General features: G+C 64.2%; 23 protein-coding genes. 14 read left to right on the forward strand and 9 right to left on the reverse strand.

The window, feature by feature from the left end; translation table 11 throughout:
- Positions 1 to 22: 22 nt before the first annotated feature.
- The 6 genes from LNV06_RS11945 to LNV06_RS11970 all read left to right on the forward strand — a co-directional run bounded on the left by LNV06_RS11945 (position 23) and on the right by LNV06_RS11970 (position 5,751).
- The gene (locus LNV06_RS11945; RefSeq protein ID WP_263538513.1) at positions 23 to 691 is read left to right on the forward strand and encodes a hypothetical protein; all 669 of its coding nucleotides are present in this window, start codon (positions 23 to 25) and stop codon (positions 689 to 691) included.
- A 199-nt stretch (positions 692 to 890) separates the two neighbouring features.
- A complete protein-coding gene (locus LNV06_RS11950) occupies positions 891 to 1,307 on the forward strand; it encodes a hypothetical protein (RefSeq protein WP_263538514.1) in 417 nt (138 codons plus the stop codon).
- A gap of 193 nt (positions 1,308 to 1,500) precedes the next feature.
- Entirely contained in the window at positions 1,501 to 3,687 is a 2,187-nt protein-coding gene (locus LNV06_RS11955; protein WP_263538515.1) for a TonB-dependent hemoglobin/transferrin/lactoferrin family receptor, read from the forward strand.
- A gap of 314 nt (positions 3,688 to 4,001) precedes the next feature.
- Positions 4,002 to 4,382, forward strand: coding sequence for an energy transducer TonB (locus LNV06_RS11960; RefSeq protein WP_263538516.1), 381 nt, complete (start codon positions 4,002 to 4,004; stop codon positions 4,380 to 4,382).
- A 71-nt stretch (positions 4,383 to 4,453) separates the two neighbouring features.
- Positions 4,454 to 5,254, forward strand: coding sequence for a DUF4198 domain-containing protein (locus tag LNV06_RS11965; protein WP_263538517.1), 801 nt, complete (start codon positions 4,454 to 4,456; stop codon positions 5,252 to 5,254).
- Between the two features lie 11 nt (positions 5,255 to 5,265).
- Positions 5,266 to 5,751, forward strand: coding sequence for an EF-hand domain-containing protein (locus tag LNV06_RS11970; protein WP_263538518.1), 486 nt, complete (start codon positions 5,266 to 5,268; stop codon positions 5,749 to 5,751).
- On the opposite strand, the gene LNV06_RS11975 is transcribed toward LNV06_RS11970, so the two are convergent.
- From LNV06_RS11975 to LNV06_RS11995, 5 genes are read right to left on the reverse strand one after another with little or no spacing between them, the layout of a single operon-like run.
- Positions 5,748 to 7,133, reverse strand: a complete 1,386-nt coding sequence (locus tag LNV06_RS11975; RefSeq protein WP_318013482.1) for an ATP-binding protein — start codon at positions 7,131 to 7,133, stop codon at positions 5,748 to 5,750. The genes LNV06_RS11970 and LNV06_RS11975 overlap by 4 nt on opposite strands.
- A 38-nt stretch (positions 7,134 to 7,171) precedes the next feature.
- Positions 7,172 to 7,849, reverse strand: a complete 678-nt coding sequence (locus LNV06_RS11980; protein ID WP_263538520.1) for a winged helix-turn-helix domain-containing protein — start codon at positions 7,847 to 7,849, stop codon at positions 7,172 to 7,174.
- A 20-nt stretch (positions 7,850 to 7,869) separates the two neighbouring features.
- A complete protein-coding gene (locus tag LNV06_RS11985; RefSeq protein WP_263538521.1) occupies positions 7,870 to 8,619 on the reverse strand; it encodes a cytochrome b/b6 domain-containing protein in 750 nt (249 codons plus the stop codon).
- Positions 8,591 to 9,070: a diheme cytochrome c gene (locus LNV06_RS11990; protein WP_263538522.1), complete on the reverse strand. Its 480-nt coding sequence runs from the start codon at positions 9,068 to 9,070 to the stop codon at positions 8,591 to 8,593. Before LNV06_RS11990 ends, LNV06_RS11985 begins: the two co-directional genes overlap by 29 nt.
- A 9-nt stretch (positions 9,071 to 9,079) precedes the next feature.
- Positions 9,080 to 9,481 (reverse strand): DUF1924 domain-containing protein, encoded by a 402-nt coding sequence (locus tag LNV06_RS11995; RefSeq protein ID WP_263538523.1) that lies wholly within the window; start codon positions 9,479 to 9,481, stop codon positions 9,080 to 9,082.
- 122 nt (positions 9,482 to 9,603) lie between these two features.
- Here LNV06_RS11995 and LNV06_RS12000 point away from each other — a divergent pair, with 122 nt between their 5' ends.
- The 3 genes from LNV06_RS12000 (at position 9,604) to LNV06_RS12010 (ending at position 15,147) form a co-directional block, all read left to right on the forward strand.
- Positions 9,604 to 12,183, forward strand: a complete 2,580-nt coding sequence (locus LNV06_RS12000) for a cation-translocating P-type ATPase (protein ID WP_263538524.1) — start codon at positions 9,604 to 9,606, stop codon at positions 12,181 to 12,183.
- Between the two features lie 193 nt (positions 12,184 to 12,376).
- A complete protein-coding gene (locus LNV06_RS12005) occupies positions 12,377 to 13,399 on the forward strand; it encodes an extracellular solute-binding protein (protein ID WP_263538525.1) in 1,023 nt (340 codons plus the stop codon).
- A complete protein-coding gene (locus LNV06_RS12010) occupies positions 13,396 to 15,147 on the forward strand; it encodes a diguanylate cyclase domain-containing protein (RefSeq protein ID WP_263538526.1) in 1,752 nt (583 codons plus the stop codon). Before LNV06_RS12005 ends, LNV06_RS12010 begins: the two co-directional genes overlap by 4 nt.
- A gap of 30 nt (positions 15,148 to 15,177) precedes the next feature.
- On the opposite strand, the gene LNV06_RS12015 is transcribed toward LNV06_RS12010, so the two are convergent.
- A complete protein-coding gene (locus LNV06_RS12015) occupies positions 15,178 to 15,678 on the reverse strand; it encodes an LEA/WHy family protein (protein WP_263538527.1) in 501 nt (166 codons plus the stop codon).
- A 40-nt stretch (positions 15,679 to 15,718) separates the two neighbouring features.
- The gene (locus LNV06_RS12020) at positions 15,719 to 16,381 is read right to left on the reverse strand and encodes an alpha/beta hydrolase (protein ID WP_263538528.1); all 663 of its coding nucleotides are present in this window, start codon (positions 16,379 to 16,381) and stop codon (positions 15,719 to 15,721) included.
- A gap of 251 nt (positions 16,382 to 16,632) precedes the next feature.
- Here LNV06_RS12020 and LNV06_RS12025 point away from each other — a divergent pair, with 251 nt between their 5' ends.
- A complete protein-coding gene (locus LNV06_RS12025) occupies positions 16,633 to 17,388 on the forward strand; it encodes a substrate-binding periplasmic protein (RefSeq protein ID WP_263538529.1) in 756 nt (251 codons plus the stop codon).
- Between the two features lie 6 nt (positions 17,389 to 17,394).
- Here the strand turns inward: LNV06_RS12025 and LNV06_RS12030 are convergent, their stop codons facing one another.
- Positions 17,395 to 18,375, reverse strand: a complete 981-nt coding sequence (locus tag LNV06_RS12030) for a DMT family transporter (RefSeq protein WP_263538530.1) — start codon at positions 18,373 to 18,375, stop codon at positions 17,395 to 17,397.
- A gap of 55 nt (positions 18,376 to 18,430) precedes the next feature.
- A complete protein-coding gene (locus LNV06_RS12035) occupies positions 18,431 to 19,732 on the reverse strand; it encodes a DUF4397 domain-containing protein (RefSeq protein ID WP_263538531.1) in 1,302 nt (433 codons plus the stop codon).
- Positions 19,733 to 19,977: 245 nt separating this feature from the next.
- Between LNV06_RS12035 and LNV06_RS12040 the strand changes: the two genes are divergently transcribed.
- The 4 genes from LNV06_RS12040 (at position 19,978) to LNV06_RS12055 (ending at position 26,419) form a co-directional block, all read left to right on the forward strand.
- Positions 19,978 to 22,050, forward strand: coding sequence for an NADPH-dependent 2,4-dienoyl-CoA reductase (locus LNV06_RS12040; RefSeq protein WP_263538532.1), 2,073 nt, complete (start codon positions 19,978 to 19,980; stop codon positions 22,048 to 22,050).
- A gap of 173 nt (positions 22,051 to 22,223) precedes the next feature.
- Entirely contained in the window at positions 22,224 to 24,536 is a 2,313-nt protein-coding gene (locus LNV06_RS12045) for a putative bifunctional diguanylate cyclase/phosphodiesterase (protein WP_263538533.1), read from the forward strand.
- Between the two features lie 153 nt (positions 24,537 to 24,689).
- The gene (gene ppk2, locus LNV06_RS12050) at positions 24,690 to 25,574 is read left to right on the forward strand and encodes a polyphosphate kinase 2 (protein WP_411970118.1); all 885 of its coding nucleotides are present in this window, start codon (positions 24,690 to 24,692) and stop codon (positions 25,572 to 25,574) included.
- Between the two features lie 164 nt (positions 25,575 to 25,738).
- Positions 25,739 to 26,419, forward strand: coding sequence for a hypothetical protein (locus tag LNV06_RS12055; protein ID WP_263538535.1), 681 nt, complete (start codon positions 25,739 to 25,741; stop codon positions 26,417 to 26,419).
- Positions 26,420 to 26,423 lie beyond the last annotated feature (4 nt).

Below are 26,423 nucleotides of genomic sequence, written 5' to 3' on the forward strand. Positions count from 1 at the left end.
GATCACTGGGCTGGCCGCAGGCTTGTCTTCCCTCCCAGCGCAGGCCGATGACTGGGGCCTGAGCCTGGCTTTGTCCAGCGACTATGTTGTGCGCGGCATCACGCGCAGTATGGGCCAGGGCAGCCAAAGCCTGGACTACGGCTGGCGCCACAACAGCGGCTGGGCTGTGGACCTGGGCCTAGTCGCCCTGCATCAGGACGCCGAAGGGCGCTTGCTGCAGGCCTCGGCGCGTGTCGCTCAGGGCTGGCAATGGGATCAAGACTGGAGCGGCGACCTGAGCTACACCCACGCCGCTTACCCGGGCAGCACGCAGCGCCGCAACTTCAATTACGACGAGGTCTCAGGGCGAATGGTTTGGCAAGGGCGTTGGTTCATCAGTGGCAGTTGGTTTCCGAAGATGAGCCGACGCACTGCGCAAAACTCGCTGCTCAACGCACCCGCCTTCAGTGCCAGCCTGGGCCTGCATCAGAACTTGCCGCTGAGTCTGGCGCTCGATGCGGGCCTGGGTGTTTATTCGCACCGAAGCGATCCTGCGCGCAGCTATGCCTTCGGCAGCGTGGATCTGAGTTGGACGCGCGGACCTTGGCAATGCCATCTGAGCCATATCGCCAGCAATGCCGAGTCTCAAGGATTTTCCCAGGCGGGCCGCGCGGGCCAGCGCTGGTTGGCAACGCTGCAACTTGGTTTTTGAGCTGGGCATTGGATGGCCTCGGATCGCGTTCCGTTCCAGGGCAAATCGAGGGTTCATAACTCGGCTGGACCACGCCACAATCGCAGATGTGCTTCAAGGTCAAGAGACAGCTGAATAACGATTGATTCAGACGGATTTCATTCTTCCATACACCACGGTTCTCGCACACCCAACTCTGCCCAGCAGAAAGCTCATTCACATGCCCACATCAAGCCCCCGTATCCGGATTTCCTTGTCGCTGCTGGCTCTCTTGTTTGCAGCGGGATGTGCCAGCACGGCCGCACCTGAGAAAGCGCAAACGACTGTGGACGCCGCACAGTTGATTGGCAATTGGCAGGTTGACCTGCGGCCGCTGCCGAGCGCGCCGGGCTACTACCAAAACTTGGTTGTCACTGCGGTGCGCGACAAGACCTTTAGCGGAACCTTTTACGGCGCGCCGATTGAGCAAGCGCGAATCAACACCGATTGGGGCGCAGTTCGAATCGCCTTTGTGACCTCCGATCAATCGGGCGCTTATCACCACTCGGCGGTGTTGATGCCGAATGGCCGACTGGAGGGCCTGAGCAACTCCACCGGGCGAGACTTTCTGTCTTACTGGAGCGCAAGCAAGCCCTAGCGCAGGGCCTTGGCCGTGCTGACTATCAAAATTGATGAACTTGCATCAATTGAGAATGATTCTTGTTTATAATTTTGGTGTTCAGTGGGAAACGGGCTTGCCCGGATTCATCGACTAAGTTTTTCTAACTCTCTTTCCCCCCGCACAAGCCAGCTCTCTTGCCAGCCCGTGTCAGTCATCAAAGGACTCACTCATGCTGCTGCGCAAGACTCCGGTCGCGCTGGCGCTCGTCGCCTGTTTTGCCCCGATCACCGGGCAAGCCCAAGAATCCCCGTCCACCAGCCCTGAGGCCACACGCCTCGGCGAAATCACCGTCAGCGCTACCCGCACCGAGCGGGCCGGTGACGCGGTGCCCAACACGGTCACCGTCTACGACAAGAAACGCCTGCAGCAACGCGATGCGCGTGATCTGAAGGACTTGCTGGAAGGCGAGGTGGACCTGGCCGTGCGGGCCGTGGCACCGCGCTTCACCGCTGCCGGCTCCTCCACCGGGCGCGGCGGCAATGAAGGCATCAATATCCGCGGCCTGGAAGGCAATCAGGTGCTGATGATGATTGACGGCATCCGCATGCCGCAGAGCTTCAGCTTCGGGGCCTTCTCCAGCGGCCGTGTTGACTTCATCGACCCCGATATGCTGGTCAGTGCAGAGGTCTTGCGCGGCCCGGCTTCGACGCAGTTTGGCAGCGACGGTCTGGCCGGTGCGCTGAGCCTGCGCACATTGTCACCCGAAGATCTCTTGGGGAAAGGCAAAACCCAAGCCGGCTTCTTGAGCGCCAGCGCTTTGTCGGTCGATCGCTCGACCAAACTCACGGGCGCCTTCGCCGGCGCGGCCGGTGCCTGGCAGGGCCTGGTGATGGCCACCGTGCGCCGCGGCCATGAGACGCGCAATAGCGGCGAGAACGAGGCCGCCAACAGCAGCCGCACGCGAGCCAACCCCAGCGACATTCGCAGCGAAAGCGTGATGGCCAAGGCTTCGCTGAAGATTGACGCCAGCCAACACTTGCTGGCCACTGTGGACGCGCGCCGCCGCAAGGTGGACACCGAGGTGCTCAGCGCACGGGCGGCGAGCTTCAGCCCGAGCACGCCCACGGCTGTGGTGGACTTGGATGCGCAGGACCAAATCGATCGCACCCGGGTCTCGCTGGAGCACAAATGGGAGGATCTGAACGCCGACTGGCTGCAATCGCTGAAGACCCAGGTCTATGTGCAGCGCAGCAAGACGCGCCAGTACTCAAGCGAAGACCGCTATGTCTCGCCGGACCGCATTCGCGACGGGCTGTATGAAGAGCAACTGATCGGCCTGTCGAGCCAAGCACAGACGCAGCTGAGTGGGCACCGCCTCAGCTACGGCATCGATCTGAGCCGCAACCGCATCAACGGCCTGCGCGACGGCACCGTGCCGCCGGCCGGCGAAAGCTTCCCCAGCAAGCCCTTCCCCGATACCGACTACACGCTGGGCGGCGCCTTTGTGCAAGACGAGATCGAAGCTGGCAACTTCAGCGTCATCCCGGCCCTGCGTTTCGAGCACTACTCGCTCAAGCCCAAAACAGCGGGCTATAGCGGCGGCCAGGTGGTGTCGCTCTCGGACCAGGCGCTGACCCCTCGCTTGGGTTTGATCTGGCGCGCAAGCGCTGGCTTTCAGCCCTATGCGCAATGGGCGTTGGGCTTTCGCGCCCCCACACCCGACCAGGTCAACAACGGTTTTGCCAACCCCGCCCAAGGCTATCGAAGCATAGGCAATGCCAACTTGAAGGCTGAGCATGCGAACAGCTTGGAGATGGGGCTGCGCGGCAAGCTGGCCGAGGCCCTGCGCTGGCAGCTCAGCGCTTATGAGAACCGCTATCGCAACTTTATTGGTCAGGAAACGGTGAGCGGCAGCGGCACGCCGGCCGATCCGCTGGTTTTTCAATACGTCAACCTGGCCAAGGCGCGCATCCGCGGTGTCGAAGCGCGTTTGATGTGGCAACCGCTCAGTGGCCTCCATCTGAGCGGCGCCATCGCCAAGGCCAGCGGCAAGACCGAGCGAGACGGTGTCAGCAAGCCCTTGGACACGGTGCAGCCGCTGCGCGCCAATCTGGCCGCGCGTTGGGAGCTGGGCGACTGGGACTTGCAAGCCGCCTGGCTGCACAGCGCGGCCAAACAAGCTTCCGCCACCAGCTCCGCCAGCAACTTCCTAACGCCCAGCTATGACGTGATTGATGTCGGTGCGGCCTACCGCATCCAGCCGGGATTGCGCATCGCAGCCTATGTGAGCAATCTCACCGACCAGAAGTACTGGCGTTGGTCGGATGTGCGCGGCATTGCGGCCACCAGCCCGGTGCTCGACGCCTACACCGCGCCGGGGCGACAGCTGCAGCTGTCGATGCGGGCGGACTACTGAGTGGCTAGCAAGTAGGTAGAGCGGCTATGAATCGACTGGCGCTTGGCTTCGCCGTGGTCCTGCATGGCGGGCTCCTGGCCCTGCTGCTCGGTGCGGGCTTGCGCGGGAGCAAGGCGCCCCATCGCGAAGTCTCAACCGCCGTGCGCTTGATTGCGGCACCCGCCGTTCTCGAACGCAGGCCGCCCGCTCGCCTGCTCGCCGCCACGCCGCATCTGCCAATGCCGCAAGCCATGGCCGTTACGGTCCCCAGCTTTCGGATCAGCGCACCGTCATCGGCAGCGCCGACTGAATCTTTTGTTAGCACGGTCGCTGCGGTGTCAAAGCCGACGGAGATCACGGCCACGCAGCGCCCGGCGCCGGCCGAAGCAGCAAAGCCCCAGGAGGCCCGCTACCAGGCGGCCGCGCTGCCTCCCGAGCATGGCGCTTGCAGCGCGCGCGGCGTCGAGCGGCTCTACCCGCTGATGCTGCGCGAGCGCGGCGTTGAGGGCCGGGTCGTTCTGCGCGTGCAGGTGGACGAGCAGGGCCGGGCGGCGGAGGTCGTCGTCCAGGGCGGCAGTGGCTGGCGGCTTCTGGATGAGGCCGCACGCCAAGTGGCCTTGTCCTGCCCCTTCCAGCCGGCGCGCCGAGGCGATCAGCGCGTTTCCTCCTGGGTCGAGTACCCGGTGCAATTCGCGCTGGGGCGAGCCGTCCAGTGAAGGGCGATAAGCGAGAGCGCCGGACTCAATTCAACAAACCACTTCTTTCTCCAACAGGCACAAGCAAAACCATGTCACAACTCAAGTCAAAAAAACTCAGCCTTTGCCTGACCCTGCTGCTTTGCGGCGCTGCGGCTCAGGCGCACTCGCCTTACCTCAAACCCAATACCTTCAACGCCGAAGAGCAGCGCAAGCATGTGACGGTCGAAGCCTCGTTTGCCGAGGGCGATTTGCGCCCGGACGTTGCGATGAAGTCCGAGGCCTTTCACCTGATCGGGCCGGATGGCAAGAAACTGCCCCTGGCAGCGGCCGCGCAGCTGAAGGACGCCAGCTACCTGGAAGTGCCGCTGGCTGCGGGCAATGGCACCTATCTGATCTCCTCCGGCGTGCGCAAGGGCCGCCTGGCCAAGGCGGTGCTGCGCCAAGGCAAGGTGCAGTTCATTGAGCGCAAAGACGATGTGCAAGCCGGCGACACGCCCATCGAGGTGCAAAGCATCTCCCGAGCCGATGTCTACGTCAGCCGTGGCCGGCCCAGCGCGGTGGACTACGACACCGAGGGCGTCGAGATCTACCCGGTCAGCAAGCCCTATGACCTGTATGCCGGTGAGCCCGTCACCGTGCGGGTGCGCGAGAACCGCAAGCCACTCGCCGGTGAAACGCTAACGCTGATTACCGACGGCCAGCACTACGCCAAGCAAAAGCAGGCCGAAGTGGACTTCAAGACCAATGCCGCCGGCGAAGTGAGTTTTACGCCCAAGGATGCCGGCCTGTACTTGTTGCAGGTGCGTGTGCGGCGCGCTTCGCCTGACAACCCTGCGCTGTGGCTCAGCACCACGGCCACGCTCACCCTCGAAGTTTTGCCCCAACCCTGAGGTTCACGCCCATGAAACACCTGCTTTTGGCAGCCCTGCTCGGCCTGAGTGCCATTCCTTCTCTGGCCGCATCCCATTCCTCCACCATCTTCATACAAGAACAAGACCTCAATGGCGACGGCAAGGTCGGCCTGGAGGAGTTCAAGCTCAGCCGCCATGTTGAATTTGTGCGCATCGACTTCAATGCCGATGGGCTGCTGAGCGAAGCCGAGTACTTGGGCGAGTTTGAAGGCCGCCTGATGCAGCGCATCGGCAAGACGGCCGACGCCGAGCGCCGCCGCGAAGAACTGCAGCGCCAGATGCGCCAGGCCAAGGTGCGCTTTGGCGTGCTGGATACCGACAAAAACGGCAGCATCAGCTTTGAAGAGTTTCAAGCGGCCGGCATGCGCATGTTCAAGCTGCATGATCGCAACCAAGACAACGTCGTTGACGAGGCCGATGTGAAGATCGCCGAGGCGGAGCGCAAGGCCGGCAAAGAGAGCTTTGTGGCGCCCTAAGGCTTCGCCTCTGCGGTATCGATCGTGAAGCTCAAGCCCACCGCCAAGCCGCCCAGGCGCTCGCTGCGTCCGGCTTGCAAACGGGCGCCGTGCAGCTCGGCAATGCGCTGGGCAATCGTCCAACCCAGGCCGCTGCCGCTGGCCTCATGGCCGAGCACGCGGTAGAAGCGCTCGCCCAGGCGCTGCAGCTCGGCCTCGGACATGCCGGGGCCGCTGTCTTCCACCCATAGCCGCCAGCCGCCTTGGACTTCAGCGCTCGGCTCTGCGCTCTCATCAACGCCTTGCAGTCGCAGCTCCACGCGGGCACCGGCCGGGCTGTAGCGCAGGGCGTTGTCGACCAGATTGCGCAGCAGGGCGCTGATCAGGGGTTCATTGCCCTTCAGTGGCGCGCTGGCTGGCGCTTCATCCAGGCTGAGCAGCTGCCCGCGCTGCAAAGCGGAGGGCGCCAAGTCGGCCAGCACTTGGCGGAGCAGTTGGGCCAGGTCCAGCGTTTGAAAGGCCGGCCGCTCGCCGGCCTCCAGCCGGGCCAGCGTCAGTAACTGCTCGACCAAGCGGGTGGCACGGTCGCAGCCGAGCAGGGTGGCTTGCAGCGCATGTTGGCGCAGCGATGCGTCGGGCTCGGCCAGGGCAACCTGGGCTTGGGCGCGGATGGCGGCGATGGGCATGCGCAACTCGTGGGCGGCGTCGGCAGTGAAGCGGCGCTCGGCCTGCATCAAGGCACTGATGCGGGCGAACAAATCGTTCATCGCTTGCAGCATGGGCTGCATCTCGCTGGGCGCGGCCGGCAGGTCGAGCGGCGCCAGATCGAGGGCGCTGCGCCGCGACAAGGTTTGGCCCAAATGGCGCAGCGGCGCCGTGCCGCGCCGCACCGTCCACCACACCGCCAAGGCCAGCAGGGGCAGACTCAGCGCCATCGGCCAAAGCGCGCCGCGCAAGACCGCCCACAGAATCGAGCGGCGCGAATCGAGGCGCTCGCCCACATAGACCTGCACATCGCGCTCGGCCCCAAAGGCGGCAAAGACGCGCCAGCGGCGGCCTTCGATCTCGGTGCTGCGCAGGCCTTCTCGAAAGCCCTCTTCAAAACGCAGCATCGGCTCGGTCGGCGCTTGCGCCGAGCGCTGCACCAGCCGGCCTTCGTGAAAGACCTGAAAGGCGACCTTGTTGGCATAGCGGTGCAGGGTGGGGGCGTCGATGGCGCGCTCGTCGTCATCAACCGCATCCGCGCCGCTTTGCTGCGCCACCAGCAGGGCGGCGGCCTGGGCGAGGTGACCGTCCAGCAGTTCATCGAGCTCGTGGCTGGCGTCCCACCAGATGGTCACGCTGAGGCTCAGCCAAAGCGCCAGCACGCCGCTCAACACCCAGGCCAGCAAGCGGCCTTGCAAGGAGGCGGGCTGCTTGAGCCACCGCGGGCGCCTGAGCCTCATGCGCTTGGCGCCTCACGCATCAGCACATAACCGACACCGCGCACGGTCTGGATCAGCTCGGATCCCAGCTTGCGACGCAGGTGGTGGATGTGCACCTCGATGGCATTGCTTTCCACCTCTTGGCCCCAGCTGTAGAGCTGCTGCTCCAACTGCTCGCGTGAGAGCACGCGGCCGGCGGCCAGCATCAGCACCTGCAGCAAATCGAATTCGCGGGTGGACAAGGGGATGGCCGTCTCGCCACGTTGCACCGTGCGCGCGGCCGGGTCCAGCAGCAGGTCTTGGACCCGCAGCAGCTCTTGCGCTTGACCATGAGATCGACGCAGCAGGGCGCGCAGCCGGGCGCCGAGTTCGTGCAGATCGATGGGTTTGATCACATAGTCGTCGGCCCCGAGGTCGAGTCCGCGAATCCGATCGGGCACCGCGTCGCGGGCCGTCAGCACCAAGACCGGCAAGCTGATCTTGTCCCGGCGCAAGCCGGCCAATACGTCCAAGCCGTCCTTCAAGGGCAGACCCAGGTCCAGCACGGCGGCGGCATAGGGCTGGCCCTCGGCGCGCAACTCGCGCTCGGCGGCCAGGCCGTCGCGCACCCAATCGACCACAAAACCCTGCTGGCGCAGGCCGGCGCGCAGGCCGTCTCCCAGCAGAGCATCATCTTCGGCAAGCAGGATTCGCATGGCTGGATTATTGGCCCGACTTAGTCATCGCCGTCATCCGAGCCCTGATCCGAGCCGGTATGGCGGGCGCTGATGCCGGGCCGCTCAGTGGTGGCAAGCGAGCCTTGCTGCCACTGCCAGGTCCAAAAGCTCAAGACCGCCACCAGCAGCAGTGCGGCCAGCGGGCGCAGATTCTGCTTGACCAGGTCGGGGCCAGCGCCGGGGGTGCGGCCGCTCAGCATGGGCGAGGCGTGGTTCTGGCGGCGCAGCAGGCTGATGCCGAGGATCAAACCGATATGACCCAGCACCACGGCCAAGGTCGTGTTGCCGAGCAGCTCGTGCACATCCTCGAGCAGGTCTTCCACCCGCGCGCCGCCCCATTCTTGCTCGAGTCCCAGGCCGCTCAGAGCCGCAGCCAGGGCTGCCAGCAAGAGCGCCACTGCGAGCAAGGTGTTCAAGCCTTGGAAGCTGGCCAGCGCATTGCCGCGCCCTTGCGGCCAGGCCAGCATCTGCTGCGGCAGGCCACGCAGCTTGCTGGCCCAGCTGCCAAAGCGCACCCGCTTGGGGCCCAGCAAACCCCAAAGCACACGGGCCAGCACCAGGCCAATCACCGTGTAGCCCAGGGTGATGTGAACGGCATGCCAGCGCTCACTCTCGGCGCTGAGGTAAGCACCGCTGAAACTGAGGGCCAGCAGCCAATGCAGCATGCGAGTCGGTGCATCGATGACGCGCCGACCGGGCGGGCTCACTTGGGGCATGGAATTAACGGGGGATGCGGACGCGGTGTTCATTGAAATCTCCTTGTTCGGCTTGGCGGTGGCAGGCCGCGCAGTTGGCGGCGCTCTTGATGCTGGCGCGCTGCCAGGTGGCGGCTGAAATCTCATCGTGTTGGCGAATAAACCAAGACGAGCGGGTGATGCGGTCTTGCGGCGGTAGCGCTTCCTTGCTGACTCGTTTCGCGGTGTTGGCATTGGCAAGCAACCAGCGCTGCAACTCCGCCACGCTGGCCGGGTCCAGCGAAGCGTCGGCGCCGAAATGTTGGGGCAGATTCGTCATCAGCCGCTGCCAAGACGCCGCCGGCAGCATGCCCGGCGGATAGGCCAAATGGCAGGCCGCACATTCCTGCTGGTACTTGGGCAGCAGCGGCACGGACGCGCTGCGTGAGCCATGCTCATCTGCGCCGGCGCTTCCTTGGGCGAAGAGGGTCAGGACCGCCAGGCCCATCCATAGGGAATTTTTCATACGGCCTCCTCAGGGTTTGAGTGTCATCAACCAGGCCAAAACATCGGCCTTCTCGGCGGCGCTGCATTCACGGCTGAGCACGTCTTTGCAATTGCGCCGAAACCATTTCTCCACCTTGGCCGAGTCGCTGAAACGGCGCGGGTTGAAGGCCGGGGCCAGCGGTTCCAGCGTCTTGCCGGTGCCGGCGTGGCGGCCGACGCTCGTAGGCAGCGCCTGGTGGCAAGAGGCGCAGCTCCATTCGCCGCCATGGCTGCGTGTGAAGAAACTCTGGCCTTGCTGGGCATTGGCCGGGCGGCCGGCTTGCGCGCTGTAGTCGGCCAGCAGCTCGGCCGGCGTGGCTGCAGCTGCCTGTGCGCCCAGAGTGCAGATGACAACCAGCGCAGCGAGGAGGAGATGGTGTGCGTTTCTCATGCCCGAGATCTTGCGCGGCCCAGCTTAGGGCAGTCTTAAGGTGAGCTGCGCGGGGCTGAAAGACTGGCCGGGGCTTGCGCCACATCAGTTGCAAGACCCCACAGCTTTGGACAATGAGAGAGATGAACGCCCCCTCCCGCCCACCGGCAGAAGATCTAGGCCTGAGCCAAACGCAGGCTGACCGGCTCTTGGCTGAAGACGGCCCCAACGAACTCAGCCCGCCGAAGAAGCGCCGCGCTTGGCACATCCTGGCCGACTTGGCGCGCGAGCCGATGCTGCAGCTCTTGCTGGCCGCCGGTGCGGTCTATTTGCTGTTGGGCAATCGCGGCGAGGCGCTGATGCTGCTGGCCTTTGTCTTGCTGACGGTGATCATCAGCGTCAGCCAGGAGCAGCGTACCGAACGGGTGCTGGAGGCGCTGCGCGATCTGAGCAGCCCGCGAGCCCAGGTCATCCGTGACGGCAAGATGCTGCGCATCGCGGGCCGTGAGCTGGTCTGTGGCGATTTGCTGTTGCTGACCGAGGGTGACCGGGTCGCCGCCGATGCGCAGCTCCTGCAGGCGAATGATTTGCAGTGCGATGAGTCCATGCTCAGCGGTGAATCTTTGGCCGTGGCCAAGCGCAGCCCAGAGCCGGGCGAGGCCGTCGTCGGTGAGCAGCAGCAGGTCTTTGCCGGCACCTTGGTGGTCAGCGGGCAAGGGCGGGCGCGCGTCACCGCCACCGGGCCGCGCACCGAGATGGGCCGCATTGGCAAGTCTCTGGCCGAGATCGACATCCCGCCCACGCCCTTGCACCAACAAACGCGGCGGCTGGTGCGCATCTTCTCGGTGATTGGCTTGAGCCTGAGCCTCTTGCTCTTCTTGATCTACGGCCTGGCGCGCGGTGAGTGGCTGAGCGGCCTGCTGGCCGGCATCACCTTGGCCATGTCCATGTTGCCGCAGGAGTTCTTGCTGATCCTGACTGTCTTCATGGCCATGGGCGCCTGGCGTTTGTCGCGCCAGCAGGTGCTGACTCGCCGCCCCGCGACCATTGAAACCCTGGGCTCGGCCACGGTCTTGTGCACCGACAAGACCGGCACCTTGACGCTCAATCAAATGGCGCTGGCCGAGCTGAGCGCTTGGGTGCCCGGCCCGGGGGGAGATCCAGCTCTGCAGACCTGGTCCTTGGGCAAGGCTGCGCTGCCAGCCGGCTTGCATCCCTTGCTGGAGTGGGCCGTCTTGGCCAGCGAGCTCGAGCCGTTTGATCCCATGGAACGCAGCTTGTTGGCCTTGGCTCAAGCCCAGTTGCCGGCTGAGGCTCTGCACCCGACTTGGGTCTTGGTGCATGAATACGCGCTCAGCCCCAGCCTGCCCGCCATGACCCATGTCTGGCAGACCCATGAGCAAGGCTCGCATGCCGTGGCCATCAAGGGCGCGGTGGAGGCTGTGCTGGCCTTGTGTGCGCCCGAGCCGCAGCTGCGGGCGGCCGTGCTGGCGCAGACCGAGGCCATGGCCGCACGCGGCCTGCGCGTTTTGGCAGTGGCGCAAGCCGAATGGCCGGGCTCGCCCTGGCCGGCCGAGCCGGCGGGCTTTGCCTTCAAGCTGCTGGGCTTGCTGGCTTTTGCCGACCCGCTGCGACCCGAAGTGCCGGCGGCGATTGCCGAATGCCGGGCGGCCGGGCTGCGTGTCTTGATGGTGACCGGCGATCATCCGGCCACGGCCTTGGCCATCGCGGGCCAAGCCGGCTTGCTGCCTTCGGGCGCCAAGTCCCAAGCGCTAACCGGCACCGACATGGCCGGCCTGAGTGACGCTGACTTGCAGCGTCAGGTGCAAAGTCTGCAGGTCTTTGCTCGCATCAAGCCGGCGCAAAAGCTGGCCTTGGTGGAGGCTTTGAAGGCCCAGGGCGAGGTGGTGGCCATGACGGGTGACGGCGTCAACGACGCGCCCTCGCTGAAGGCGGCCCATATCGGCATCGCCATGGGCGGGCGCGGCACCGATGTGGCGCGCGAGGCGGCCAGCCTGGTCTTGTTGGATGACAACTTTGCCTCCATCGTGCATGCAGTGCGCCTGGGGCGGCGCATTTTTGACAATCTGCGCAAGGCCATGGCTTTTGTGATGGCGGTGCATGTGCCGATCGCGGGCCTGTCGCTGCTGCCCCTGTTGCTGGGCTGGCCGGTGATCTTGTCGCCGGTGCATATCGCGTTCTTGGAGTTGTTGATCGACCCGGTGTGTTCGGTGGTGTTTGAGGCCGAGCCGGAAGAGCCCGATGTGATGAGCCGCCCGCCGCGCGATCCGGCCGCGCCTTTGTTCTCCACCAACCTGCTGTTGTGGAGCTTGGCGCAAGGCGTGGTCTTGCTGATTGCCGTGGGCGGCTGGTTTGCGGCTCTTTTGTCCTGGGGCGTGGAAGAGGCGCAGGCACGGGCCTTGGCTTTTACCGCCTTGGTGGTCTGCGATATGGCTTTGATCCTGGCGAATCGCTCCATGTCCGGCGGCATGGTGAAGGGATGGTTGCGGCCCAATCGACTGCTCTGGCTGATGCTGGGGGGCACCGTGGTTTTGCTGACCCTGGCCCTGGGCGTTCCGGTCCTGCGTGAGGTGTTTCGCTTTGCGCTACCGCCGCTGCCTTTGCTCGCAGCGGCGATGGGCTTGGGCATGGCGGTTTTGCTGCTGCTGGAGGTCTTCAAGCGCCTGCTGTGGCGCGGCCTGCCGCCTCGCTCGGCGGCCTGAGTCGGGCATTCTTTGTGCTAAAAGTAACGGACTATGTCTAGTCACAAGGGCCTTTCAAGGAAAAGTCGGCGGCATAGCGCAGTATTCGACTTTGATCGAAGCATTCTTCAGGCATTGCGGGCCGAGCGCCCGGTGTCGAACTTCAGTTTCAGTGCATTGGGCCATGTGGCAGCGACGAGATTTTTGTAAGCAGATGAGCACGGCCCTGGCGTCGGTCGCTGCGCCCGCCTGGGCGGCGGAAGGCACGCGCTTGCGGGTTCTGGCCTGGCCCGGCTATGCCGAGCCCGAGGTGGTGAAACGCTTTGAGCAGCGCAGCGGCGCCCAGGTGGCGCTGACCGTGATCGATTCCGATGTGGACCTGTGGCAAAAAATGACTGCCAGGCAGGGGCGAGACTTCGATGTTTTCGCAGTCAACACAGCCGAGTTGAGACGTTATGTTCGGCAAGACTTGTTGGCCGAGATCAAGCCCAGTTTGATCCCCAATTTGGCCAAGCAGTTGCCGCGTTTTCGCAGCGGCAGCGCGCTTGCGGGTTTGAGTGTCGACGGCAGCCGCTATGGCGTGCCCTTCACTTTTGCAGAAATGGGCTTGATCTATGACCGCAGCCGGGTGCAAGAAGCGCCGGATTCGATCGCTGCGCTTTGGGACCCGCGCTACCGCGGCCGCGTTATCGCCTACAACGGCGGCACCCACAATTTCACTCTGGCCGCACAAAGCCTGGGTTTGCCCAAGCCTTTTGAGCTCAGCGTTCAGCAATGGCGGGCCAGCATCGAGCGCCTGATTGCACTGCGGCGCAATGCCGGCGGCTTCTACACTCGGCCGGAGGAATCGGTGGCGCTGTTCAAACGCCGCCAGGCCGCGCTGATGCTGGCCAACTTCGGTCGCCAGCAATTGCTGCAGCTGAGGGCGGCCGGTGTGGACGCGGCCTATGCCATCCCTAAAGAAGGTGCTTTGGCCTGGCTGGATTGCTGGGTGATCACGCGCCAGGCGCAAGACTCACAGCTGGCGCATGCCTGGATCAACCATGTGTTGGAGGACGAGGCCAGCCGCTTGCTGGGCAGCCGCCAAGGCCTGGGCAATACCACCTTGGAGTCGAGCGACTACCGGGCCGAAGACAAGCTGATCTGGCTGGAGCCGGTGGAGAGTGAAGAGCGGCGCAATCAGCTCTGGGCGCGCATCATTTCGGGCGACCGCGCCGCCAAGGTGCTGGAGTCATGAGCAAGATGAGGCGTCAGGGCATTGCCGTCAAGCTGGGCCTTTTGTTGGCCGCCGTGGGCGTGCTGGCGGCCGGCTTGACCGGCTTTTATGCCTATGAGGCCAGCCGCGACATGCTGGTCAATGCCGCCAAGGAAGAGTTGCTGACCTCAACTCGTGTGCTGGCCAGGCGCATCTCGGTGAACCGGGAGGAAATCAGCCGCCATCTGCAGGTCTTGAGCAGCCACCCAGCGGCGGTGGAAGCCTTGCTCAAGCCGGGTGACTCGGTGGCGGCTGAGCAGATGGCCACGCTGTTCAGTCAATTCATGGGCGCCAACCCCGCCTACTTCCAGTTGCGTCTGGTGTCTGCCAGCGACTACGGGCTGGAGCGTGTTCGGGTGGATCGCCGAGGCAGCGCCTTGGTGCGGGTGCAAGGCCAAGACTTGCAGGAGAAGGGGCATTACGACTATGTCGCCGACACCCTGCAGCTGGCCGCCGGCGAGACCTATATGTCCCGCATCAGCATCAACCACGAACTCAGCGCCAATGCGGGGCAGGACCAGCCCACCTTGCAACTGGCCATGCCGGTGCGTGCAGCCGCGGCTCAAGCCGCAGGCGCCACCTCCACAGCTTTGGGCCTGGTGGTGGTGAATGTGGACTTGCAGGGTGTTTTCGCCTTGCTGAAGGCGGACTTGCCCTCCAGCTACCAGGTCTTTTTGGCGAATGCCGAAGGTGACATCCTGATCCACCCCGATGCGCGCAAGACCTTTGGCTTTGATCGCGGCCAGCGTCAGCTGATTCAAGACGATATGCCGCCCAATCTGGACTTGGTGCAAGGCAAGAGAAACCAGGTCGTGTTCGAGGCCAGCGACAAGGCCTATGCGCAAACACCCATCGTGGCGGCCTTCATTGCGCAAGACATCAAGGTGCGCGCCAACGAAAGTCGCATGGTGCTGGGCTTGGGCGAGCCCCTCGATGATGTTTTGGGCCGCACCCGTGAGCTGGCCTTGGCCACCTTGCAAATCGTGGCCGCCCTGTGTCTGCTCTGCCTCTTGCTCGCCTTCGGCCTGGCGCGACTCTTCACTCGCCCCATCAATGCCGTCAGCGATGCTGCCCAGCGCTTTGCTCAAGGGCTGCCGGCCGGGCCATTGCCTTTGAACCGCAAGGACGAAATCGGCAGCTTGGCGCGGAACTTTGCGCAGATGCAGGAGCAGATCAAGGCGCAGATGGCCGAGCTGCTGGGCAAGCAAGAGGCACTGGAGCATCTGGCCCAACATGACATGCTGACCGGCCTGCCGAATCGGCGCTTGTTGGAAGACCGGCTCGACGCCGCCTGCGCCCACGCCAAGCGTCATGGCGGCGGCGTTTGTGTTTTGTTCATTGACCTGGACCGTTTCAAGCAACTGAATGATCGTTTTGGTCATGATGCCGGCGATGCGGTCTTGAAGATCGTGGCCGAGCGACTGCAAGGCATGATGCGCGAGGTGGACACCGTGGCGCGCTTGGGCGGCGATGAGTTCGTGGTGCTGCTGGACGCCCAGACCAGCATGGCCCATGTGGCCGCCATCGCCGAAAAGTTACTCAATGGCCTGACCGCACCGATTGCCTATGAAGGCCATCAGCTGCAACTGGGAGCCAGCATCGGCATTGGCCGCTACCCACAAGATGGCCTCACCCGCGCCGAGATCATGGCCAAGGCGGACAAGGCCATGTACGAGGCCAAGGCCGTGGGGCAGGGCGGGGTGCGCTTCTATTCGGACATCCAGGCTTAGGCCGGCCGGGGCGGCCCCCGTTGCTGCGCTTTAGTTCGGCAGTTTCAGCGTGCCGCTGCTGTTGAAGCGCACGGTGCCAAACAAGCCGCCGGCCAACTTGCCGCTGAGCACATAAGGCAGCTCGCCCTTTTCGGCCGCGCCGGGCAGAGTCAAAGCCTGGCGCACGGCCGCGAAAGCCGAGACCGTCAAAGGGATCTCGAGCACGCTGTCGCCAAAGCGCGGCACCACGCCTTTTTGGTCACTGACGCCGCTGGCAAAGCTCTTGCCATTGAGCTCCAGATCCAAGGCCACACCGTCGTACTCAATCGCGGCCTCGTTGGGGTTTTGCACCCTCAGCTTGACCAGAAAACGCAGCTCCAGCCCCTCGCCGCGCATCGATTCAACGCCGGCGACTTGCACCTTCAGCGCGTCGCGATGCGCCAAGCCGGCGCAGCCCGGCAAGAGCAGCAGCAAGCTCAGGGCCGCGAGCAGTCCGCGCAAGCCGCGTGCAGTGGCGATGATCGAGAAAGGATGGGAAAAGACAGTGCTCATGGCATCAGAAATTTGGCCTGGAGGCCGCCAGCATAATCTTCTATTTCAAGACCTGCAGCAGCCAACGGTTCAGATCGTTGACCTCTTCCATGCACATCGAGTGCGCCATGGGGTAGTCATGCCATTCGATGCGGTAGCCCAGGTTGGCCAAGGCATCGCGAGCGGTGCGGCCGCGCTCAATAGCCACCACATCGTCTTGACTGCCATGGGCTATGAAGATGGGGGTTTCAGCATTGGCCGCATGGCGTTCGGCTGCCGTGCTGGCCATCAAAGGCAGATAGCCCGACAGGCCTGCCAGCCCAGCCAAGCGTTCCGGGTAGCGAAGGCCGGCCAGCAAAGTCATGGCACAGCCTTGCGAGAAGCCCGCCAGCACGATGCGATGCGCCGGCACGCCACGTTCGCGTTCGCGATCGATCAAGGTGTGGACCTCGCGAATGGAGGCGCGCAAGCCCGCTTCGTCCTCGCGACGGTGGGTCTCCAGGCCATAGAGGTCGTACCAGGCGCGCATCACATAGCCATTGTTCAGCGTCACCGGCCGCTCCGGCGCGCGCGGCATCACGCAGCGCAGCGGGCCTACTTCGGCAAGCTGGAGCGCATCGACCATGGGAATGAAGTCGGCACCATCGGCGCCAAGCCCGTGCAAGACGATCAAGCTGGCGCGGGCTTCGCCGGCCGGGTGTATTTCAATGGTTTGGAGCGTCATGGTGTGAGCGAATCGCTTGAATGAGTGGGCCAGAGCATGGGCGTGATCGTAGCCTCAGCCTTGATCTCTCGCCTCGATGCCTCGGGGTAGGTGGCAATTGTTCGGTGCAGGGAAGTATGAAAGGATCAAGGTCGGAGAGCGTTTGCTGGGGTGGACGCTGATTTAGAGAAAGTGCGATGGCGGTTCTGAGTCTCAAGCGGCAGGCTGGGTGGGGGATGAGGCGCGCGCTTGCGCTCGGCTGTGCCCTCGGCATGGCGGTCCCGCTGCACGCCGGCGCAGCCGAGGCGCCCGTCAGCCTGTGTTTTGAAGACACCATGGTCTACCCCTGGATCACCGGCGAAGCCAGGGGCCTGGCTTTTCTGGAGCTGGGCTTGGTGGAGAAGGAGCTGAACCTGAAGTTCGAGTATCAGCGCCTGCCCTGGCGGCGCTGCTTGCTGGAGGTGCAACTGGGGCGCATGCACGCCGCCATTGCCGCCAGTTACAACAAAGAGCGGGCCGTCTGGGGCAGCTACCCGACCCTGGCCGATGGCAGCTTGAACCGCGAATTGCGCATGCACACCGACAGCTTCCATGTTTATCGGCGGGTCGACAGCCCGGTGCGATGGCAACAACAGCGCTTTGAAAACCTGGGTAGCCAGCCGGTTGGCGTGCAGCTGGGCTATAGCGTGGGCAAGAACATCGAGGAATTGGGCTACCCGATCAAGAGCGCGCGCAGCTCTGACGATCTGGCGCGCATGTTGACGCATGGGGTGCTGCAGGTGGCGGTGCTGCAGAACTTTGAAGCCATGCGCTTGCTCAATGCCTCGCCCAGCCTGCGCAAGCTGATGGTGGAGGAGGGCGCGCCGGTGAAGGTGGCCGATCAGTACCTGGTTTTCAACACGGCGTTTTTTGAGGCCAAGCCGGCGCTGGTCAAGTCCATCTGGGCTGCGCTAGAAAAGGCGCGCAAAAGCAAGACCTATCTGGATGAAGAGGCGCTGAGGTTGACTCATGAGTCGCGGCCGCGCTGAGACCTGTCAGTCCATAGGCAGCGTCGATTCGAGCGCTTTGTTTCCGGATTGAGGTGCAAACTGGGCCCAGGCCACGCCAGCCAGGGTGAGGGCCGCACCGATCAACTTGGGCGCGGTGAATTGCTCGCCGGTGCTGATCCAGGCGGCAAGACCGGCAATCGGCGGCATCAGGTAAATCAGAGGCGCGGTGCGCGCCACGCCACGCTCGGCATTCACCCAGCCCCAGGCCAGCCAGGTCAAAAAGCCAATGCCAGCTATGGCCCAGACCGAGCCCAGCCAGAGCAGCGGGGTCACGGCAGACCAATCCACCGCGCGTGCCACCGGCCAGGCGTAGGCCAGCACCGGCAGCGTGGCCGCCAGGCTGGCATAACACATCACCAGCACGGCGCCGTGGCGGGCAATCAGCGGTTTGGCGGCCACGGTGTAATAACTGAACATGGCCGCGGCCAGCAGCAAAATTGCGTCACCGCCGCTGGCGCGCCAATTGGCGGCCAAGAGCTTGTCTGACATGAAGAGCAGCGCGCCGCCGGCCGCCACCGCAATGCCGGCCAGTTGCGCCGCTCGCAGCTTCTCGATGCCGAAGGCGCGCAGGATCAGCAAGGTGAACACCGGCCCGCAGGCCAACAGCACCGAGCTTGAAAATGGGGTGGAGAAATGAATGCCATAGCTGCTCAAGGCCAGATGCAGGCCTTGGCCCAGCAGACCTAGGCGCAGCAGCGCCCAGCCGTCGCTGCGCGAAACCCGTGGCCAGCGTAGGCCATAGCGATGCAGCAGCAGGCCGATCACCAAGAGCGGCATCAGCGCAAAGCGCAAAAACAAAAAGCCCTCGGGCTGCATGGCCGTCAGCAGCGCCTTTTGCAGAGGGAAGTTCACCCCCCAGGCGATGACGATGGCCAGGCCCACCGCCAGACTGTGGCGGGAGGCTGGCTTGAGAGATGGGGCGCTATGGGAGGGGGCGCTGGAGGACGGCGGGGCTGAGGCAGACATGCTCGCATCTTGCCTCAGCGCTCGCCGCTCTCTTTTTCTTCGCCTCAGTCCGAGATCAACGGTCGTCGCGCACCAGCTGCCCCACCGGTGATGCCGGGTCGCCCATCATGAACAGGCTGAACACCGCACCTTGCGGCACGGCCAGGCCGCTGGCGCCGAACACCGGGGTCGAGGAACTGGGTGAGCTGACGGTCAGCAGTGAGCTGCTGCTGGCCGGCACCGAGCTCAGCGCCGAGACCGTACCGGGCAGCACATTGCTGGCCAGCGTGCTGTAGTCCAGCGTCAGATTCAGCCCCGCGGCGCCGGAGGCCAGGCCGTTGATCATGCGGATCTTGGCGATGCTGGAGCTGGTGGGCAGATGATTGTCGTCGCTCAAGACGCTCAGCTGCGGCGCGCTAGGCGTGCCCCAAACTAATAAGGTGTAGTCGCCGCCGGCCTTCAAGGTCGGGCTGCTGACGCTGACGGGAGAGCCATTGACCACCAGGCTGAGGTCTTGAGCGCCGGCCGTGTAGCCCTGGTATTGGCCGACCTGCGGGGCCACCAAGCTGGGGAGTACCGAGCTGGCGCCGAGCTTGGCGCTCACTTGCGGATTGCCCGACAGCGTAGCAGCCAAGCGCACTCGCGCCAGCGCATTCGGCATATGGGTGACGGCGCCTTGCTGTTTCAAGTGCATGGCGTTGACCAAATGCCCGCCGACCGAGGCCGTCACGATCAGCGAGGACACGCCGGTGGAATCCAGCGTCAGCGAGGGAATGTCCAGGCGAATGTCTTTGGGCTGGCCGGCGCCGGTCAGGGTGACCCGGAAGCTGCCACTGTTGAGATTGTTGTAGCCGCTGCTGTAGCCGCCCCCAATATTTGCCGCGACCGGGGTGAAGTTGCTGAGGTCTTCGCTGTTGTTGGCGGCGCTGACGTAAACATCTAGCGCACCGGCATCGGGAGCAAGGTTCAGGACCAGCAGCTTGGACTTGTTGCTGTCCGCTGCGGCTTCGGCCTCTTGCAGCAAGCTGGTGTGGACCGCGCCACTCCAGCCATAGGCGATCAAGGTGTAGTTGCTTCCCGCGCTCAGTGTCGGTGTGAGTGAGGCCACGACGGCGCCGACGCCGTTGGTCTGTACCTCGCTGGCCGTGGCGCTGGTGTTCACCGAGCCATAGCTGCCCACCGAGCCGTAGGCCACATTGGTGTTCAGGTTGGCGCTGTTGACGCTCAGATCCAGCGAGCTGTAGGCGGCGCTGGCATTCAGCAGGCGCAGCTGCGTGGTCTTGTTGTCACTGCTGCCGCCGCCGCAGGCGCTCAAGCCCAGGGTGGCGCCCAGTGCCGTGGCCAGGATCAGGCCGGATGTCCAGAATTTGAAATGCATCGAGAGAGGCTCCGTGGAGAAAAGGTCGCAAGCTCGCGATTGGGCTTGGGGCGCTTTGCTGGTGGATGTGGCAAGGTTTCCGCCGCATAAAGCTTTGTTGCTGCGCGAACGCCGCGTCCGTCCCTCGCCCTGTGCTGCCAAGCCGCAGCGCAAGTAGGGCGAGCTCTCCAAAGCAGGGCAAGCACGGGGGAGGGGCGGGGGATCGACTGCTAGCATCAAAAATTCACTCGCCCCGGAGCCGCCCCATGACCTACCCCCATCTGCTTGAACCGCTGGATCTGGGCTTCACGACCCTGAAAAACCGCGTGTTGATGGGCAGCATGCACACCGGGCTGGAAGATGGGCGCAAGCATTTCGATCGCATGGCCGAGTACTTCGCCGAGCGCGCGCGCGGCGAGGTCGGCCTGATCGTGACCGGCGGCTATGCGCCCAATATCGAAGGCTGGGCCAAGCCCTTCGCCGGCACGCTGGCTACCTCCGGTGCGGCGCGTCGCCACAGCGTGGTGACCAAGGCGGTGCATGCCGAGGGCGGCAAGATCGCGCTGCAGATCCTGCACACCGGTCGCTATGGCTACCAGCCCTTCTGCGTGGCGCCCTCGCGCATTCAGTCACCGATTTCGCCCTTCACCCCGCGTGAGCTGAGTGAGCGCGGCATCGAGCGGCAGATCCGCGCCTTCATCCGCTGCGCCAAGCTGGCCCGCGAGGCTGGCTATGACGGCGTCGAGGTGATGGGCTCCGAAGGCTATTTCATCAACCAGTTCTTGGTCAGCGCGACCAATCAGCGCACCGATGGTTGGGGCGGCAACTATGCCAATCGCATGCGGCTGGCGATTGAGATCCTGACGCGCATGCGCGAAGCGGTGGGGCCGGACTTCATCATCATCTACCGGCTCTCGATGTTGGACCTGATCCCCAACGGCAGCTCCTGGGACGAGGTGCTGGAGCTGGCACGCGGTGTGGTCAAGGCGGGGGCGACCTTGATCAACACCGGCATCGGCTGGCACGAGGCGCGCATCCCCACCATTGCCACCAGCGTGCCGCGCGCCGGCTTTGCCTGGGTGACGCAAAAGCTGCGCAGCCAGCTGCGCGCCGAAGGCATCATGACGCCGCTGATCACCAGCAACCGCATCAACAGCCCCGAGGTCGCCGAGGGCGTGCTGGCCGATGGCTCGGCCGATATGGTCAGCATGGCGAGGCCTTTTTTGGCCGACCCGGAGTTCGTCAAGAAGGCCCGCCAAGGTCGTGCCGACGAAATCAACACCTGCATCGCTTGCAACCAGGCCTGCTTGGACCACGCTTTTGAGCAAAAGATCGCCAGCTGCTTGGTCAACCCGCGGGCGGCGCATGAGCAGGAGATTCGCGTCATTCCGCTGGCCGCCAGCAAGCAAGCGCGCAAGAAGATCGCGGTGGTCGGCGCCGGCCCGGCGGGCCTGGCAGCCTCGACCACCTTGGCCGAGCGCGGCCACGAGGTGCATCTCTTTGACTCGGCGGCGGTGATCGGCGGCCAGTTCAATATGGCGCGGCAGATTCCGGGCAAGGAAGAGTTTTCCGAAACCCTGCGCTACTTCGCCCGCCGACTGGAAATCACCGGCGTGCAGTTGCATCTGAACCGCCGCGTGGCCGCGCCCGACTTGATGGGCTTTGACGAGGTCTTGCTGGCCACCGGTGTGACGCCGCGCAACCCGCGCATTCCGGGCCAAGACGAAGGCGCTGCGCGGGGTCAGGTCTTGAGTTATATCGACGTCTTGCTGCACAAAAAACCGGTCGGCCAAACGGTGGCGCTGATCGGTGCCGGCGGCATTGGCTTTGACGTGGCCGAATACCTGGCCGAGCCGGGCGCCGAGCAGGGTCACTCGCTCACCAAAGACGCGCCGGCTTGGCGGCGTGAATGGGGCATTGGTGACCCGGTCGAATCGCGCGCCGGCCTGGTGCGGCCCCTGCCGGCCAGCCCGGCACGCTCCATCTATTTGCTGCAGCGCAAGGCGGGCAAGCTGGGCGCGGGTCTGGGCAAGACCACCGGTTGGATCCACCGTGCCGCTTTGAAGATGAAGGCGGTGCAAATGCTGGCGGGCGTCAATTACGAGGCCATCACGCCCGAAGGCCTGTGGGTCAGCTACGGCAAGGAGCGCATCGACCGCCAATTGCTGGCCTGTGACACCATTGTGTTGTGCGCCGGGCAGGAGCCTTTGCGCGAACTGGAAGCGCCGCTGAAGGCCGCCGGCCGCTCGGTCCATCTGCTGGGCGGCGCCCAAGAAGCCGGCGAATTGGACGCAAAACGTGCAATCCTGCAGGGAACCCGGCTTGGCTGCTCCCTGTAAACCCTAGGCAGGCTCAAGTCGGGCACAGACACTACCGAAACGACGAGAACGAGGGGCTACCCGCTGCCGAGCAGGATGCAGTGGGTGGGCTTGAACCGTCATAAACGCAAGACCAGGCACACCGGATCAAGAGTTCGGGTGAGTCGGGTTCAAAGCAAAAGATTCGGTAGCTGATGATTCATTTACTCCACCGCTGGAAGGCGGCCATGGGCGCCTTCATCGCGCTATGCGCTGCTGCACCCGTCCTGGCTCACAGCCTGGACGCTAGCAGCAGCGGCATCAATCCGTCCGATCCGGTGACCTGGCTGGTGGCTTTCAGCTTGCTGGGTGCCTTGGCCATGGGTTTGGTGCTGGCCTTGGTGCAGTCGCAGCGCCTGCGTTTGCGTCAACGTCGCACCGAGCTGGCTCGCGTGCGGCGCGAGCGCAGCAAGCTCAGCGCTTTGCTGAATGCGATCCCTGACCCGGTCTATTTCAAAGATGCCAACGGCGCCTATGAGGGCGCCAACCCGGCGTTTGAGCGCTGTACCGGTCTGACCGAAGCTCAGCTGATCGGGCGCCGTGATGATGAACTGGAGCAGCGCCCCGAGTGGAGCGCCGCGCTGACCGGCGCCGGCACCACCCAACGCACCATGGCTTGGGTGAACCAGCCCGGCGGACACCGCGCCTGCTTGGACGTGGTGCAGGCCCAGGTCTTTGATGAAGGCCAATGCCTGGGGCAAATCGGCGTGGCCCGAGATGTGACCGCCTTGCGTGAAGCCACCACCAAGCTGCACCGTGCCATCACCGTGTTCGAGCATTGCGGCGAAGGCATCATGATGATGGACGCCGATCTGCTAATCCGCGATGCCAATCCGGCGCTCAGCGCCATCACCGGCTATGCCTGCGATGAGCTGCTGGGCACCATGCCGCATTACTTGCAATTGAGCGAGCAAGACCCGGAAGTCTTGAAGCAGCTCTGGGCCGAGGTCGGCGCCAAGAGCAAGTGGAGCGGCGAGCTGATTGACCGCCACAAGGACGGCCGCTGCATCCCGCTGTGGGTCACGCTGGTGTGCGTGCCGCCGGCCGAGCAGGGCGGCGAGCCGCATTACCTGGCCGTGCTGACCGATATTTCGCGCATCAAGCAGACCGAGGCCGAGCTGCTGCACCAAAAGCTGCATGACCGTTTGACCGGTCTGCCCAATCTGGCCCTGCTGCGCGACCGTATCGAGCAGCAGGTCAGCCAGGCCCAGCGCGACCACACCTGCGTCGCGGTGCTGTATGTGGATCTGGACGGATTCCGTGAAGTCAATGACATTGCCGGCCACAGCGCCGGCGATGCCGTCTTGAAGGCCGCCGCTGAGCGCTTCAACCAGTCGCTGCGCACCAGTGATACGGTGGCGCGGGTGGGGGCGGATGAGTTTGTCATCGTGCTCTCTGGCCTGGTCGATGAAGAGACCTCGATGCGTCTGGGCGAGCGTCTGATTGATGCGATGCGCGAGCCCATTTTTGACGGTGCGGTGGAGATCACCAAACGCTTCAACCTCGGCGCCAGCATTGGCCTGGCCTTGTTCCCCACCGATGGTGAGAACGTCGACGACTTGTTGCGCAATGCCGAGGCCGCCATGGTGCGGGCCAAGGCCCATGCTCGCAACACGGTGCAGGCCTATCGGCCGGAACTGACGCAAGCCGTCAAGCAGCGCTTCGAGTTGACCCATGCGCTGCGCTTGGCCAATGAGGCCGCGCAATTCAGGCTGGAGTTCCAGCCGCAGGTGCGTTTGTCCGACGGCGCCTTGATCGGAGCCGAGGCCTTGCTGCGCTGGCGGCACCCGACCCGCGGGCCGGTGTCGCCGGCTGAGTTCATCCCCTTGGCGGAAGAAACCGGGCTGATCATCCCGATCGGCCGCTGGGTGCTGGAAACCGCTTGCGCGCAGGCCGCGCGCTGGCAAGGCGTGGCGGGCAAGCCGCAGCAGGTGGCCGTCAATGTGTCGGCGCGGCAGCTGCGTCAGCCGGACTTCGTGGCCTCCGTCGAGCACATCCTGGCGGCCACCGGCTGTCCGGCCCATGCGCTGGAATTGGAAGTCACGGAAAGCTTGCTGCTGGAAGACGCCGAGGGCGCCATCGAGCTGCTGGGCGCCTTGAAGTCGCGCGGCGTGCGGGTGGCGATTGATGACTTCGGCACCGGCTACTCCTCGCTGTCTTATCTGCGCCGCATGCCGGTCAATACGCTGAAGATTGACCGCAGCTTTGTCTCCGAGTTGGGCCAGGATGCCAACGTCGCAGCGATTGCCCGCACCGTCATCGTGCTGGCGCGCAGCCTGCACTTGGACGTGTTGGCCGAGGGCGTGGAAACCGCCGAGCAGGCCGCCTGGCTGCAGCGCGAAGGCTGCGACTGGGCCCAAGGCTGGCATTACGGCCGCCCGATGCCGGCGGAGGATTTTGTCGTCACCACTCATGCTTTGCCGCAAGGCCCCAAGCTGGTGCCGGTGAAGCGTTTGCAGCTCGCCTGAGTCGCTTTTTCTTCGGGGCTGCACGCTGCGTCATCGGCGTGTCATGCCTTTGTGGCAGTCTGGGCTGATTGCATTTGATGCGTCAGCCCTACTTTTATGAGCAGCGAAAACACCCGCCCGGCAGCGACTCCCTCGGCCGACCCCCATGCCGAGATGATGCAGCGCATGCAGGCCGATCTGATTGACAGTTACGACGAAGAACTGGAGATGGAGATCGACGACCGCGCCTTTGACGAAGGCAGCGGCTCTTTCAGCCCCGAGCAGCGCGCCCAGCGCCGCGCCTACTTCAAGGAACTGTTTCGCCTGCAGGGCGAGCTGGTCAAGCTGCAAGACTGGGTGGTGCACACCAAGCACAAGGCCGTCATCATTTTTGAAGGCCGCGATGCGGCCGGCAAGGGCGGTGTCATCAAGCGCATCACCCAGCGCTTGAATCCGCGCGTTTGCCGGGTTGCGGCCCTGCCGGCGCCGAATGACCGCGAGCGCACCCAGTGGTACTTCCAGCGCTATATCTCGCACCTGCCGGCCGGCGGAGAGATCGTTTTGTTTGACCGCAGCTGGTACAACCGCGCCGGCGTCGAGCGGGTGATGGGCTTTTGCAGCGACGACGAGTACGAAGAGTTCTTCCGCTCGGTGCCCGAGTTTGAAAAGATGCTGGTACGTGCCGGCATTCAGGTCATCAAGTATTGGTTCTCCATCACCGACGAAGAGCAGCACACCCGCTTCCTGGGCCGCATCCATGATCCGCTGAAGCAGTGGAAGCTCAGCCCCATGGACCTGGAATCGCGCCGCCGCTGGGAGGACTACACCAAGGTCAAGGAAACGATGATGGAGCGCACCCATATCGCCGAGGCGCCTTGGTGGGTGGTGCAGGCGGTGGACAAGAAAAAAGCCCGCCTGAACTGCATGGCGCATTTGCTGGCCCAGATGCCGTATCACGAGATCGAGCATGCGCCGGTGACCCTGCCGCCGCGCGAGCGCCACGACGACTACCTGCGCCAGCCGGTGCCGCCAGAGATGATCGTGCCGGAGGTTTACTGAGGCTTGCTGTCCCCCATTTCGGGCGATGGACGGTGAGGGAGCGGCGGGTTGCAATGCGCCCGCTTTTTCATTTGTTGTCTACTTCGCGAGCTCCAACGATGCCCTGTATCCAAACTTCGACTGTTAGCGCACTTTCCTCGCTAAGCCGCCCACGTCACCTGGCGATGGCGACTGTGGCCTTGAGCTTGGGCCTTTTGCAGGCTTGTGGCGGCGGCGGCAGTTCTTCTGACCCCGAGCCGGTCAAGCCCAGCAGCTATGACCTGCAAGCCGCGATGACCCAGTACTACACCAAGGCCCAAACCTGGTCTTTGAGTGGCACGAGCGGGACCGTTCCAGTCAGCGCGGTGCTCAGTTTGACGCCCAAGACGGGGACGGCGGTCTTCCCGGTCAACGGCAAGTCCTATGCCTACACGCTGCAGGAAATGAAGCTCAGCGCCAATGGGCAAAGCACGACGTCCAGCTCGGAGCTGTTCTTCGATGCGGCCTTGGTTCAAACCGAAGCCAACAGTTCGCGCAGTGATGGTGCTTGCGAACTGGCTCAGACCAAAGGCAGTTTTTCGCGCAGCGCCAAGGTGGGTGACACCGGCTCCAACGGCAGTGGCGTGGAATATGTGAGCTGCGCATTCGGTGCTGCGGTCGAGGCGAATTACGTCGACACATGGCAGGTGAAAGAAGAAGGCGGCCGGGTCCTGCTGTGCCTGAATCGCAGCTCCAAGGTGGTGGCGACCGGATTCAATCGCGTCGGCGCACAGTGCCATCAACTGCTGGCGGACGGCAGCCTGGGCTCTTTTATGAGCATCAGCTATGTATCCGAAGATGGTTCGGTGGCGATGAAGACACCCTGAGGCT

It is taken from the genome of Paucibacter sp. Y2R2-4, from assembly GCF_025717535.1.
Taxonomy (GTDB): Bacteria; Pseudomonadota; Gammaproteobacteria; order Burkholderiales; family Burkholderiaceae_C; genus Paucibacter_A.

Excerpts from the sequence above, each read along its gene's own strand:
- LNV06_RS12055 (WP_263538535.1), top strand. The coding sequence starts at position 25,739 with ATGGCGACTGTGGCCTTGAGCTTGGGCCTTTTGCAGGCTTGTGGCGGC.
- LNV06_RS11950 (WP_263538514.1), top strand. The coding sequence starts at position 891 with ATGCCCACATCAAGCCCCCGTATCCGGATTTCCTTGTCGCTGCTGGCT.
- LNV06_RS12000 (WP_263538524.1), top strand. The coding sequence starts at position 9,604 with ATGAACGCCCCCTCCCGCCCACCGGCAGAAGATCTAGGCCTGAGCCAA.
- LNV06_RS12015 (WP_263538527.1), bottom strand. The coding sequence starts at position 15,678 with ATGAGCACTGTCTTTTCCCATCCTTTCTCGATCATCGCCACTGCACGC.
- LNV06_RS12020 (WP_263538528.1), bottom strand. The coding sequence starts at position 16,381 with ATGACGCTCCAAACCATTGAAATACACCCGGCCGGCGAAGCCCGCGCC.
- LNV06_RS12045 (WP_263538533.1), top strand. The coding sequence starts at position 22,224 with ATGATTCATTTACTCCACCGCTGGAAGGCGGCCATGGGCGCCTTCATC.
- LNV06_RS12025 (WP_263538529.1), top strand. The coding sequence starts at position 16,633 with ATGGCGGTCCCGCTGCACGCCGGCGCAGCCGAGGCGCCCGTCAGCCTG.
- LNV06_RS12005 (WP_263538525.1), top strand. The coding sequence starts at position 12,377 with ATGAGCACGGCCCTGGCGTCGGTCGCTGCGCCCGCCTGGGCGGCGGAA.
- LNV06_RS11965 (WP_263538517.1), top strand. The coding sequence starts at position 4,454 with ATGTCACAACTCAAGTCAAAAAAACTCAGCCTTTGCCTGACCCTGCTG.
- LNV06_RS11955 (WP_263538515.1), top strand. The coding sequence starts at position 1,501 with ATGCTGCTGCGCAAGACTCCGGTCGCGCTGGCGCTCGTCGCCTGTTTT.
- LNV06_RS11995 (WP_263538523.1), bottom strand. The coding sequence starts at position 9,481 with ATGAGAAACGCACACCATCTCCTCCTCGCTGCGCTGGTTGTCATCTGC.
- LNV06_RS12010 (WP_263538526.1), top strand. The coding sequence starts at position 13,396 with ATGAGCAAGATGAGGCGTCAGGGCATTGCCGTCAAGCTGGGCCTTTTG.
- LNV06_RS11985 (WP_263538521.1), bottom strand. The coding sequence starts at position 8,619 with ATGAACACCGCGTCCGCATCCCCCGTTAATTCCATGCCCCAAGTGAGC.
- ppk2 (WP_411970118.1), top strand. The coding sequence starts at position 24,690 with ATGATGCAGCGCATGCAGGCCGATCTGATTGACAGTTACGACGAAGAA.
- LNV06_RS12030 (WP_263538530.1), bottom strand. The coding sequence starts at position 18,375 with ATGTCTGCCTCAGCCCCGCCGTCCTCCAGCGCCCCCTCCCATAGCGCC.
- LNV06_RS11970 (WP_263538518.1), top strand. The coding sequence starts at position 5,266 with ATGAAACACCTGCTTTTGGCAGCCCTGCTCGGCCTGAGTGCCATTCCT.
- LNV06_RS12040 (WP_263538532.1), top strand. The coding sequence starts at position 19,978 with ATGACCTACCCCCATCTGCTTGAACCGCTGGATCTGGGCTTCACGACC.
- LNV06_RS11980 (WP_263538520.1), bottom strand. The coding sequence starts at position 7,849 with ATGCGAATCCTGCTTGCCGAAGATGATGCTCTGCTGGGAGACGGCCTG.
- LNV06_RS11990 (WP_263538522.1), bottom strand. The coding sequence starts at position 9,070 with ATGAAAAATTCCCTATGGATGGGCCTGGCGGTCCTGACCCTCTTCGCC.
- LNV06_RS12035 (WP_263538531.1), bottom strand. The coding sequence starts at position 19,732 with ATGCATTTCAAATTCTGGACATCCGGCCTGATCCTGGCCACGGCACTG.